Source organism: Micromonospora pisi (assembly GCF_003633685.1).
In the GTDB taxonomy this organism is placed as follows: Bacteria; Actinomycetota; Actinomycetes; order Mycobacteriales; family Micromonosporaceae; genus Micromonospora_G; species Micromonospora_G pisi.
On record NZ_RBKT01000001.1, the window covers coordinates 7,800,625 to 7,812,586 of the forward strand.

An 11,962-nucleotide genomic window follows, 5' to 3' on the forward strand; every position below is an offset into this window, starting at 1 on the left:
CGGTCAACAAATAGCCGATCGGCGATCGTCGTTGCCGGTGCGGTTGCCGGTTGCCGGTTGCCGGTGTCGGTGTCGGTGTCGAGCCAATGCTGTGCGTGGTACGACCCGGGTGGCTAGTCCTTGTCCTTCTCACAGGCCACGCCGTCGCCGTCCTTGTCCAGCTTGGTCGAGTAGCCCGGGTCGCCGACCCGCAACGGGGTCACACCCGCCTTGCGGGCCTGGCCGCAGTTCTTGTAGACGACCAGCGACTGGGTGGGCTGGGCTGTTGTCGGCGACACCGCGGGCTGCCCGGTGGGCGCGGTCCGGGGTGGAGTGGTGGTGGTGCGTGGACCGGGGTTGGTCTGGACAACCGGCCGGTCCTGCCGAGCCGGAGGTGTCGTCCCGGTCGGAGGTCGGGGGGTCGGAGGTGCCGGCGGCGGCGCCACCCGTACCGGGGCCGGTGACGCCCCGTCGGGTGCGAGCGCGGTGGTGGTCGGGCTCTGTCCGGCGAAGACGGCGCCCAGTGTCGCCGCGCTGATGCCCAGGGTCACCAGCAGTGCCAGGGCGAAGAGCCAGAAGCGTCGGCGGTTCGGGCTGCCGGGACGGGCGGGGACCTCGTGGGGCGAGGGCTCCGGCGGGCGGGGGACGGGCGACCGGTAGCGCGCGGCTGCCTGGTTGCCCCGTCGGTAGGCGACCGCTCGGGGCACCTGCCGCTGGTTGTCGAGGGGCGGCGGCTGGCTCACACGAGCAGGCTACAGGTGTGCAATGAAGCTGGCCGATACCGCCCAGGGGTGCGGGAAAGTGTGGGATCGATCCGGCCCCGCCGTGGCGACACCGGAGTGCCGGGTCACCGGAGGGTGGATCTGTGCCTTGCGTCACAGCCTGGAACACGGGACACCATTTGTTACTTGAGTCGTACAGGCTCAACTCAAACGATGGCAGGTGTTCGATGGCAACTCTTCCGGTTCTGCCCCTGACCGACGCAGTCCTGCTGCCCGGGATGGTCATCCCGGTGACCCTCGACCCGAGCACCCAGGCTGCCGTCGACGCCGCCCGCGCGTCGGGCGACAAAAAGGTCCTCGCGGTGCCCCGGGTCGACGGGGAGTACGGCTCGATGGGCGTGATCGCCCTGATCGAGAAGGTCGGTCGGCTACCCAGCGGCGAGCCGGCGGCCGTGGTCCGGGGTACCACCCGGGCCCGGATCGGTTCCGGTGTGCCCGGACCCGGGGCGGCGCTCTGGGTCGAGGCGACCGAACTCGACGAGGCCACGCCGAACGGCAAGGCCAAGGAACTCGCCCGCGAGTACAAGGCGCTCGCCACCTCGCTGCTCCAGGAGCGCGGCGCGTGGCAGGTCATCGACGCCCTCGAGCGGATGACCGACCTCTCCGAACTCGCCGACTCGGCCGGGTACGCACCCTGGCTCAGTCTGCCTCAGAAGATCGAACTTCTCACCGCGCCCGACGTGACGACGCGGCTGGAACTGCTCGTCGGCTGGGTCCGTGACCACCTCGCCGAGCAGGAGGTCACCGAGCGGATCAACTCCGACGTACGCGAGGGACTGGAGAAGTCCCAGCGCGAGTTCCTGCTCCGGCAGCAGCTCGCCGCGATCCGCAAGGAGCTGGGGGAGGACGAGCCGGACGGCTCGGCCGACTACCGGTCCCGGGTCGAGGCCGCCGACCTGCCGGAGAAGGTGCGCGAAGCGGCCATGCGCGAGGTCGGCCGGCTGGAGCGGGCCAGTGACGCCTCCCCGGAGGCGGGCTGGATCCGTACCTGGCTGGACACGGTGCTGGAGATGCCGTGGACGACCCGTACCGAGGACAACACCGACCTGGCCGCGGCCCGTGAGGTGCTCGACGCCGACCACGCCGGCCTGACCGACGTCAAGGACCGGATCCTGGAGTACCTGGCGGTACGGAACCGTCGGGCCGCCCGCAACCTCCAGGTCGTCGGCGGCCGTGGTTCCGGCGCGGTGCTCGCCCTCGCGGGTCCCCCCGGAGTGGGTAAGACCAGCCTCGGTGAGTCGGTCGCACGGGCGCTCGGCCGCAAGTTCGTCCGGGTCTCCCTCGGCGGTGTACGCGACGAGGCGGAGATCCGGGGCCACCGGCGCACCTACGTCGGCGCGCTCCCCGGCCGGATCGTGCGGGCGCTGCGCGAGGCGGGTTCGATGAACCCCGTGGTGCTGCTCGACGAGGTCGACAAGATCTCGGCCGGCTACGCCGGTGACCCCGCCGCAGCCCTGCTCGAGGTCCTCGACCCGGCGCAGAACCACACCTTCCGGGACCACTACCTGGAGGTCGACCTCGACCTCTCGGACGTGCTCTTCCTGGCCACCGCCAACGTGGTCGACACCATCCCCGGCCCGCTGCTGGACCGGATGGAGCTGGTCACGCTCGACGGCTACACCGAGGAGGAGAAGGTCGCGATCGCCCGTGACCACCTGCTGCCCCGGCAGCTCGATCGGGCCGGCCTGACCACCGAGGAGTTCAGCGTCAGCGACGAGGCCCTGGGCCGGGTCGCGGCCGAGTACACCCGCGAGGCGGGGGTACGTCAGTTGGAGCGGGCCCTGGCCCGGATCCTGCGCAAGGTCGCGGTCGCGCTGGCCACCACCGACGGACCGGTACGGGTCGACACCGACAACCTCAAGGACTACCTGGGACGGCCCCGGTTCACCCCGGAGTCGGCCGAGCGCACCGCCGTTCCCGGCGTGGCGACCGGTCTGGCTGTCACCGGCGCCGGTGGCGACGTGCTCTTCATCGAGGCGACCAGCATGGAGGGCGAGCCGGGGCTGACCCTGACCGGCCAGCTCGGCGACGTGATGAAGGAGTCGGCGCAGATCGCTCTGTCGTACCTGCGCTCGAACGGCCGCAAGTTCGGGCTCGACCCGAACGCCTTGGCCGGACGCCGGATCCACCTGCACGTGCCGGCGGGTGCGGTGCCCAAGGACGGCCCCAGCGCCGGCATCACCATGGTGACCGCGTTGGCGTCGCTCGCCTCCGGACGGCCGGTCCGCCCGGAGTTCGGGATGACCGGTGAGGTCACCCTCGCCGGTCGGGTACTGCCGATCGGTGGCGTGAAGCAGAAGCTGCTCGCCGCGCACCGGGCCGGCCTCACCGAGGTCATCATCCCGGCGCGTAACGAGCCGGACCTGGACGACCTGCCGGCCGAGGTACGCGAGGCGTTGACCGTGCACACCATGGCCGACGTGGCCGACGTACTCGCGCTGGCCCTGCGGCCGGCCGAGGATGTCGACGGGACCCAGCCGCTGGACGACCCGGCGCTGGCAGTGGCTTGACACCTGCGATCGCCCACGGTCCCAGGGCGATCCGAGCGGGGGCGCTCCACTTCGGTGGGGCGCCCCCGCTGTCTTTGCGCCAGGATCCCGCCGGGCGAGTTCGTGGCCACCCTCGATGCCGCAGTCGAGGTGCTGGACGCGGAGTCCCCTGGCACCCGGTAACCGATCCCGCGCCTGTCTTCCCCTCGTGGCGAGGCACGGGTTGCCGTACGGGGGGATGGCACACTGCCGGTCATGGGTGACGTACGGCTGATCCAGGACGGTGTCGACGCGGACGGTGGGGCGCCGACTCTGCTGTTGGTGCACGGGCTCGGTGCGACTGGTGCGGTGTGGGATCGGTGGCGTCCGTACCTGGACGAACACTGGGCCGGCCGTTGGCTCGCACCGGATCTGCCCGGTCACGGCGCCGCAAAGCCGTTGCCCCGTTACACCTTCGGTGCCATGGCCGCCAGCCTCGCCGATCTGGTGGACCGGGACCGGCCGGTGGTGGTGCTCGGACATTCCCTCGGCGGGGTGCTCGGACTCGTTCTGGCCAGCGGCTGGTTCGGCGTACGGGTGCGGACCGCGATCGGGTTCGGCATCAAGGTGCACTGGACCGCCGACGAACTGGCGAAGGCGGGCGCACTCGCCCGACGCCCGGTCACCTGGTTCGACTCCCGCGAGGCGTCGGCCGAACGTTACCTGCGGGTCTCTGGACTGGCCGGACTGCTGCCGCCCGACGACCCGGCCGTGTCGACCGGAATCGTCGCCCAGGACGGGCGGTGGCGGCTGGCGATGGAGCCCGCGACCTTCGGCGTCGGGGAGCCCGATCTGCCCGGCCTGCTCGCCGCAGCCCGTGGCCGGGTGCTGCTGGCCCGGGGCGAGCACGACCCGATGGTCACCACCGACCAGTTGACCCACCTGTCGCCCTCGGCGGTCACCCTGCCCGGCCTCGGCCACAACGCCCACGTCGAGAACCCGTCCGTCGTGTCGGAACTGCTCACCCGGGCCCTACCCCTCGCCCGCGCCACCGGCCCCGCCGGTCGATCATGAAGTTGGCGCCCGTCCCGAGCGCTTCTGGCTGCGATAACTTCATGATCAACGGGTGCGGTGCTCGGGTATTCGGCGCGTGGGTGGGCCGGGTGTGGCCGGTGATCCCCCACGGGATCACCGGCCACACCCGGCCCACGGACTGACTGGTCAGCCCCGCTGGGCGGTGCGGACCAGGTACTGCACGCCGCCGACGTCGGTCTTCTCGCCGCCCGCCTTGGCGGGTCCGAACTGGATCACGTCGACCACGAACTGTCGTGACGACACGGTCTGCGTGGAGAAGATCAGGTTGAACTCCGGCCGTTCACCGGGGTTGAGCAGCAGGTCGCTGATCTTGGCATTCGCCGCGACGATCTCCACCTGGTTCCGGCCGACCTCCCGGATGCCGACGCCGGGCCGTCCAGCCTGCACCCACCGCTGGAACAGGACCGGCCCCAGGTCCGCCACGATCCTGCCGCCGGCATTCTGGAATGGCTCTCCCCGCTGGGCGAAGACGAGGTCGTTCCTGGTCGGCACTTCGGTCTCGTTGCCAATGGCGAATGGACGCACCTCGGGGGTTCCGGGAGCCGGGTTGACCGAGTCGACGTTGCGCCAGGCGATGTTGTTGTTGTTCCGGGTGTTGGTGCTGTGGCTCGGGCCTTCCGAAGTCATCGGGTCGGTCGGGGAGACCCACCGGGCCAGCAGGCAGAAGTGCCCGGGACCGGGTACGCCGTTCCATGGAATCGTCACCGTGGTGACGCCCGGGAAGGCACTCGTCGCGACCGAGCCGATCGACGTCCAGTGGATCGGCCAGCTCGCACCGCCACCCGGGGTGGTCCGGTAGAGCTCCACCGTGCCGGTGCTGACGCCGGAGCCGTACGGGCCGGGGTTGTTGAGCTTGACGAAGACGTAGTTGGTCACGCCGACGATCGGGTTCTGGCTGGTCGCACACTCGATCGCGGTGGGGCAGACCTTGATGTCCGGGCTCTGCCAGATCGGGTTGAGGCTGTGTGGTTCCAGGCCCACGTCGCCGGCGACGTCCCGGATGTAGGCGTCGGTCCGGGCCGCGACCGAGGCCCCGTCGGTGCTGGGCGCTCGACCGAGCGCGGCGCCGGCGGTGGTCAGGGTCAGCAGCGCCGTCAGTACCGTTCCGACGATCAGCCGGGGAGCGGATCGGTGTGCCTTTTGTCGTACGGTGCCCATGCGTCATTCCCTCCGGTTGGTGGTGGAGTGGGCCGACGAATTCTGCTCCGATGAGCTGCGAAGGTCGGCGCAATTACTGTATGGCACCGATAGCGACGATGAGATTGATGCAAATTCTGATTGTGCCGGGTGCCCGGTTATGTCAGATTAGGTTGGCATTTCAAATGGAGCCGAATCGTGGGCCGAATACGATTGTCACGCCGGTTCCGGATCGGTCTCGGCCCCTACCATTGGCCCCGAGACCGGTGGTCGGGCCGGTCTGTCGCGACGCGGCAGGTGTCCCGGCAACGCTCGAGATGGCCTGGATCCGCGCTGGTCGGCCCCACTGTGACGGGTGCGCCGACGGTGTCGTCGAGAGTTCGGGTCGGCGCCCTCGGGCGCTCGCCTGGTTCTCCAGGGCGGATGCCGGGGTTTCTCTAGCCCGGCTACTGGTGGCGGATTCCACGTCGGAAACCGGACCAGTCGAAATGAGGGTGCCGGTAAGTCCGCAGGCTGGGTGACGAAGGTGCTGGAATCGTATGTCGTTTCGCCACCGGCCTTCCGAGCCGGTGCGGGTCGATCTCGCAGACGCCGGAGGCCGGATGCTCGTTCTTCCCCAAACGAACGGTCCGGCCTCCGTGTCGCGATTGATCAAGGCGTATCGGTCAGCCCGGTCCCCTCGGCCCTGCGGGACAGGTTCCGGTAGATGTCGCGCCGGACGTAGCGCTGCCCGACCGGGTGGCGACCGGCGTTGCGGCGGAGTTGCCGTAGCTGCCGCAGTCGGTCCACGGAGGGGTCAAAGCGCTGGTCAGCTCGATTCGGCATGCCAACCTTCCTGGTGCTCGTCGACGTTGTCGGGGAGGTGCCGCAGTGCTGAGGTGTCCACGTCGAACGATGGCCCGTTGCCGGTGTCGATGTGGATGTCGAACGCGTACCCCCGGTCGCCCGGTGTCTCCTCCGCTTCGGACTCCCCGGTCGGGGCGTCGTCGTGTCGGGGGGCCGCTCCCTCTTGTCGGCTCACTCGTTCATCCCTTTGTTGTGGGGCGGCAGCCTCGTGCGCCGACCCGGTCTACGTCAAGATCACCTAGGGTGACCATGACGCTACAGACCATACATCGACCGACCTGGAGCCATATATCTGTACCCCTATGACAGGGTGTGTCCCGGCAATACCGGCATTCGGTTCTGATTGGACTATTCGCCGGAATGATGGTGTGGGATGTGCTGCCGGTGCCGGCCACTCCCCGAAGGCGGTTGGCGGCGAACGAGTACGTCGTAGTGACACCTGTCAAACCCCGACTCTCCACGTCGCACACTTGGTCCGCCAAATGCATCCCCTCGGTCCCGCCAGTCACATTCCTGACAGCAGGTTGCCGTCCACCGGGAATAGCCTCCGGCGACCGCCGTGTGAGCGAGTCGGGCAGGTCGATGTCCCGACACCGGTCACGCGCGGATCTGACAGTCGTCGGCGCCGGCCATGCCGGGACCGACAGTCGAATGGTCGGCATCGAGGGGATAAACCGTGATCACACCGGGGAGCGCGCTGAGACGACCAGGAACAGCACTGGGAGGTCAGCTCACTACCCGGGCCCGTGAGGGGTGCCGGCGATGACGCGAGTGACCGACGGACGGGCTGTCACCGGTGGAGAGACCGAGGACGGTCGCCCCGGGAGCGGGGACCAGGAGGTCGGCGCGGGCATCCCGGTGGCCGGTGAGAGCAGTCGCTCGCTGGTGAAGGTCACGGTGAACCTCACCCCGAGGGCGGTCGACGCCCTCGAGTTGGCGTGCGCGCGTACCAGGGACACCAAGACCGACACGATCAACCGCGCCCTGGTCGTCTACAACCTGGTCCTGGAGTTGATGGAGCGCGGCGGGGGGAGCCTCACCCTGCAGAACAGCGACGGCGGCACCGAGCGTGTCCACCTGCTCTGAGCGAATCTGACCGGCGTGGCCCCCGGTACCGCGCCACGGGATCGGGGCGGCGCGGTACCGGGGGCCACGGGGAAGCCCACCGGCACCGCGCCGCGCTCACACCGGCGGCTGCTGGGCTCAGTTCTCCTCGGTCCGGCCCAGGCGCCAGTAGCCCATGAACGCCACCGCGCGGCGGTCCATGCCGTACTCGCCGACCAGCTGGCGGCGGAGCGTCTTGACCACACCCGCCTCACCAGCCAGCCAGGCATAGAGGTCTCCAGCATCGGTTCGCGGCGGGTTCGCACCGTCGACCGGGACCTCCCAGAGGATGTCGGTGTCGACGTCGACATCCTCCAACTCGGCCGTGGCCGTCGGGGTGGTCGCGTCGGTGCTTAGTCGCCGCGCCGCGTCCCGTACCGCCGGCACCAGTTGGCTGCCGTGGGCGGCGCCGTTCCGGGCCAACCAGGTCACATCCACGCCGGACGGGCTGCCGACCGGGAGCGAGTCGCCGCTGCCCGGGACCTCCAGCACCGCCTCGCCGACGGCGTCGGCCGGCAACCGCTCCAGGATCGAACAGATCGCCGGTACGGCGGTTTCGTCACCGGCGAGCAGCAGTCGGTCGGTTCGGGTCGGTGGGTGGAACTCCAGCCCGCCGTGCACTCCCGGGTAGCCGGCGTCCGGGCCGAGCAGCGCGGCGATCGCCCCCGGCCGGGCGGCGACGGCCCAGCGGGCGGCCGGCCCACCGTCCCCGTGCAGGACGAGGTCGACGTCGACCTCGGCGAGCGCCGCGCGGACCGCGCGCACGGTGTAGGTCCGGATCGGGTTGCGCCGCTCGGTCGGCAGTGCCCGCCACCGCGCGTACCAGTCCGGGCCGTCGGGCATCTCCGTGAGGCCGGTCTGCGCCAGCGGCAGGATCAGCTTGATTCGCTGGTCGTAGCCGTTGTCGGCGAACTGGCCCAGGTCGGGGCCGGTGAAGGTGACCCGCAGAAAGCTGGGACTCAGCCGACGTACGCGTAACACTTCGGCGCCGAAGACGCGGAACGGCTGGATCGAAGTGGGGCGCTCGGCGGTCTGGGTCACGGAAGTCTCCTCGTTCCTTAGGTATGGCTAACCTAACCCACTGCCCATGGAGATCGTCAACCCCCCTGCTCGGCGACGTCCCCTGACCGATCTCCGCCCGACCACCCGAGGCCGTGCGGCGACCGGGTACTGCGCGAGCGATCGGCCCGAATCGATGCGGGGAGCGGTTTCGTTCGCTGGCGGCGGGAGGGCATGATGATGCTCCACACGCACCGATCGATGGAACCGGTGACGGGCGTCGATCCGACGACCGGAGGAGGAGCAGATGGGGCTGCCCGAGCAGAGGCCGTGGATGCCAGAGGAGGTGGACCCGTCCGGGCCCAACCTGGCTCGGGTCTACAACGCGCTCGGGGGTGGCACACATACCTTCGGCGCGGACCGGGAGATGGCCAACCGGCTGCTCGCCGTGCAACCCGAGGTCGCGTACTGGGTGCGTACCAACCGGGCGTTCCTGGCCCGGTCGGCCCGATTCCTCTTCGAGGCCGGCGTCCGGCAGGTGCTCGACGTCGGCGCCGGACTGCTCGCCCCCGGCAGCGTGCACGAGGTCGCCGCGGCGGTGGCACCGGACGCCCGGGTGGTCTACCTGGACCTCGACCCGGTGGTGGTGGCCCAGGCGAACGACGTCCTACGGGGCCAGCCACGGGTCTCGGCACTCCGGGGCGATCTGCGCGACCCGGCGGAGGTGCTGCGGCTGGCCGCCGAGGGTGGCCTGGACCTCGCCCGGCCGGTGGCGATCCTGCTGGTCGCGGTGCTGCACTTCGTACAGGATGCCGAGGACCCCGGGGACATCCTCGCCCGGCTGCGCGACGCCGTACCCGTCGGGTCCTATGTGGTCATCTCACACGCCTCACCGCCGCCGGAGTTGAGCGCCGAGGGTGTCCAGGCGAAGAAGGAGTACAGCGAGCGGACCGCACCGGTGGTGCTGCGCAGCCGTGAGCAGGTCGAGCGGCTCTTCGCCGGGTGGGAACTCCTGGAGCCGGGGATCGTCCAGCCCTCTTTCTGGCGTCCCGAATCCGACGAGCTGGTCGATCCGGCCGAGATCGAGCGCGCGAAAGGCACTCCGGCCTGGGTGGGCGTGGCGATCAAGCGCTGAGCAACCCGGCCGAGCCGCCGGGATGCGGCCTCCTGTCGGAATCAACACATATCCCCCGCTCGAAGTCCACTTTAGAGTCTGGCGAGGCGATCGAATTGCCTTGTCTCGACCAGGAGGTGGCTCTTGGTGCGAAGGGGGATGTTTCATGTCTGGTGACTACGAAGTCGGGCGACGGCGGGCGCTCCAACTGTTCGGACTGAGCGCGGGGGCGAGTGCCGCCGCCATGGTCGCGGCCGACCCGGTGCTCGGCGCCACCCTCGGCTACGACGAGCGCACGGGATTCACCCCGGCGACATACCGGGCACCTGCCGAGCCGGCCCGCGACAGCGCGGCCAAGCAGACCGCGCTGCGCTGGATCGGCGGAAACGCGGCCACGCTCACCGGACTCAGCGACCAGATCTGGCAGCACGCCGAGGTGTCCCTGCGGGAGTGGCGTTCGTCGGAGGCGACCGCCGCGCTCCTGCGTTCGCACGGCTTCAACATCCAGTGGGGAGCGGCCGGTTTCCCCGCCGCCTTCGTCGCCACGTTCGGCTCCGGCGGACCGGTGCTCGGCTTCAACGCCGAGTACGACGCCCTCCCCGGACTGTCCCAGAAGCGGGCGGCCACCACGCACGACCCGCTGATCTACAACTACGACGCGTACGGGCCGACCTACGGCCCCGGACACGGTGACGCCCACAACGCGCTCGGTGCCGGTTCCGTCGGGGCCGCGATCGCGGTCAGCAAGGCGATCCGGGCGCAAGGGCTCGCCGCCACGGTCAAGGTGTACGGCTCCACCGGTGAGGAGCAGTTGGTCGGCAAGTCGTACGCGGTCAAAGCCGGGGTGTACGCCGGGCTTGACGCGTACCTCGACTGGCATCCGTTCGCGAACACCCTCGCCACCTGGAACACCACCAGCGCACTCGCCTCGGCCACGTTCACGTTCCTGGGTGCGGCCGGGCACGGCGGCTCACCGCTGGGCAACAAGAGCGGGCTGGACGGCGCGCTGCTGATGGCCACCATGTCGGAGTTCCTGCGGGAGAAGAACGTCGCCGCCTCCGGCCGCTTCCACTACGCCATCATCAACGGCGGCGGTGCGCCGAACGTCACCCCCGACATGTGCTCAATCTGGTTCTTCATCCGGGAGGGGAGCCCGGCCCGGGTCAAGGTGCTCTACGACAAGATCGTGGAGTGTGCGAAGGCCGCCGCGCAGGCGAGCCAGACCCGGCTCACGTACCGGTACAACGCGGGCACCTGGAACGGGCTCGGCAACCGGGCCGGGGCCGAACTGGCCAACGCCAACATGCAGCTGATCGGTCCGCCGGTCTTCACCGCCGCCGACCAGCAGCTCGCCAAGGGGTTGCAGAAGTCGCTCGGCAAGCCCGAGGTCGGGCTCCCGACCACGCTGGTACCGCTGACCCCGCCCCCGCCCACCTTCCTCGGCGGCCCGTCGACCGACTCCGCCGACGTGAGCTGGCAGGTTCCCACGGTGAACGTCCTGGTCACCACGTTCCCACCGGGCGTACCCCATCACAACTGGGCGGTCACCGCCGGGGCCGCGACCAACATCGCCCACCAGGCACTGCTATCCGCCGCCCGGTATCTCTCCGCCACCGCGGTCGACCTGATCACCCAACCGGAGCAGTTGGACGCGATGAAGGAGGAGTTCAGGTCCCGTACGGCGGGCGTGCAGTGGCAGAGCATGATCCCGGACGGTAGTCAGCCGCCGATCTACGAGCCTCCGGCCGACTTCCTCGCCCGGACCGGACAGACCTGGCCACCGGCCGGGGTCACCTGGCCGGTGCCGCAGGTCATCGCCACCGAGCAACTCGGCACCACCGGACCGGACCTGGCGCCGCAGTCCTGAGCGGGTCCGGCCCGGTCGCGTTCGAGCGCGGTGACGGTCAATCCCATCCGGCCCCCGCCCACCGAACGGTGGGCGGGGGCCGGCCCGTCCGCACCGTTGCCATGGGACGCGCCAGAGTTGGTGGTTCGTCGAGGAGCTGACCCGACCAGCTCAGGCGCTCGGCCGCGTCCACGCCTTCGTGAAGCACGTCGGCACGCCCGTGACCACCGCTTCCCTGCGGTACGTCCGCGGCGACCGGCCGACGATGTCGCGGAACGTACGGCTGAAGGTTCCCAGGCTGCCGAAGCCGACGTCGAGGCAGATCTCCGTCACCGGCCGGTTGGTTTCCCGCAGCAGGAACATCGCCCGCTCGACCCGACGGCGCTGCAGGTAGCGGTGTGGTGTCTCGCCGAACGTGGCCCGGAAGGTGCGGGTGAAGTGGGCCTCCGACACATGGGCGATGCGGGCCAGGGCCGGGACGTCCAGCGGCTGGGCGTAGCCCCGGTCCATCGCGTCCCGGGCCCGAAGCATGCGGCGGTTGTTTTCCTCGACGGCGCGGCTCACGACGCCATCACATCACGGCCGCCCGCCG

11 protein-coding genes are annotated in these 11,962 nt (G+C 70.2%); 5 read left to right on the plus strand and 6 right to left on the minus strand.

Annotation, left to right across the window (positions count from 1 at the left end; all coding sequences use genetic code 11):
• Positions 1-113: 113 nt before the first annotated feature.
• Positions 114-722 carry an excalibur calcium-binding domain-containing protein gene (locus tag BDK92_RS33430; protein WP_211349462.1) on the minus strand — a complete coding sequence of 203 codons (609 nt, stop codon included), beginning with the start codon at positions 720-722 and terminating at the stop codon, positions 114-116.
• Positions 723-928: 206 nt separating this feature from the next.
• Here BDK92_RS33430 and lon point away from each other — a divergent pair, with 206 nt between their 5' ends.
• Both lon and BDK92_RS33440 read left to right on the plus strand, forming a co-directional pair.
• Positions 929-3,271, plus strand: coding sequence for an endopeptidase La (lon, locus tag BDK92_RS33435; protein ID WP_121160326.1), 2,343 nt, complete (start codon positions 929-931; stop codon positions 3,269-3,271).
• A 234-nt stretch (positions 3,272-3,505) separates the two neighbouring features.
• Positions 3,506-4,303, plus strand: a complete 798-nt coding sequence (locus tag BDK92_RS33440) for an alpha/beta fold hydrolase (protein WP_121160327.1) — start codon at positions 3,506-3,508, stop codon at positions 4,301-4,303.
• Between the two features lie 147 nt (positions 4,304-4,450).
• Here the strand turns inward: BDK92_RS33440 and BDK92_RS33445 are convergent, their stop codons facing one another.
• From BDK92_RS33445 to BDK92_RS33450, 3 genes are all read right to left on the minus strand, one after another.
• Entirely contained in the window at positions 4,451-5,482 is a 1,032-nt protein-coding gene (locus BDK92_RS33445) for a hypothetical protein (RefSeq protein WP_121160328.1), read from the minus strand.
• A 630-nt stretch (positions 5,483-6,112) separates the two neighbouring features.
• Positions 6,113-6,286, minus strand: a complete 174-nt coding sequence (locus BDK92_RS39400; RefSeq protein WP_170208784.1) for a hypothetical protein — start codon at positions 6,284-6,286, stop codon at positions 6,113-6,115.
• A complete protein-coding gene (locus tag BDK92_RS33450; RefSeq protein ID WP_121160329.1) occupies positions 6,270-6,482 on the minus strand; it encodes a hypothetical protein in 213 nt (70 codons plus the stop codon). The genes BDK92_RS39400 and BDK92_RS33450 overlap by 17 nt, the downstream gene beginning before the upstream one ends.
• 587 nt (positions 6,483-7,069) lie before the next feature.
• Here BDK92_RS33450 and BDK92_RS33455 point away from each other — a divergent pair.
• Positions 7,070-7,393, plus strand: a complete 324-nt coding sequence (locus BDK92_RS33455; RefSeq protein WP_211349463.1) for a hypothetical protein — start codon at positions 7,070-7,072, stop codon at positions 7,391-7,393.
• A 117-nt stretch (positions 7,394-7,510) separates the two neighbouring features.
• Here the strand turns inward: BDK92_RS33455 and BDK92_RS33460 are convergent, their stop codons facing one another.
• Positions 7,511-8,452, minus strand: coding sequence for a siderophore-interacting protein (locus tag BDK92_RS33460; RefSeq protein ID WP_121160330.1), 942 nt, complete (start codon positions 8,450-8,452; stop codon positions 7,511-7,513).
• Between the two features lie 265 nt (positions 8,453-8,717).
• Here BDK92_RS33460 and BDK92_RS33465 point away from each other — a divergent pair, with 265 nt between their 5' ends.
• Positions 8,718-9,545 (plus strand): SAM-dependent methyltransferase, encoded by an 828-nt coding sequence (locus BDK92_RS33465; RefSeq protein WP_121160331.1) that lies wholly within the window; start codon positions 8,718-8,720, stop codon positions 9,543-9,545.
• Positions 9,546-9,690: 145 nt separating this feature from the next.
• Complete coding sequence (locus BDK92_RS33470) at positions 9,691-11,391, plus strand: amidohydrolase (RefSeq protein WP_121160332.1); 1,701 nt, start codon at positions 9,691-9,693, stop codon at positions 11,389-11,391.
• Positions 11,392-11,541: 150 nt separating this feature from the next.
• On the opposite strand, the gene BDK92_RS33475 is transcribed toward BDK92_RS33470, so the two are convergent.
• Positions 11,542-11,934, minus strand: a complete 393-nt coding sequence (locus BDK92_RS33475) for a helix-turn-helix domain-containing protein (protein ID WP_211349464.1) — start codon at positions 11,932-11,934, stop codon at positions 11,542-11,544.
• Between the last annotated feature and the right edge of the window lie 28 nt (positions 11,935-11,962).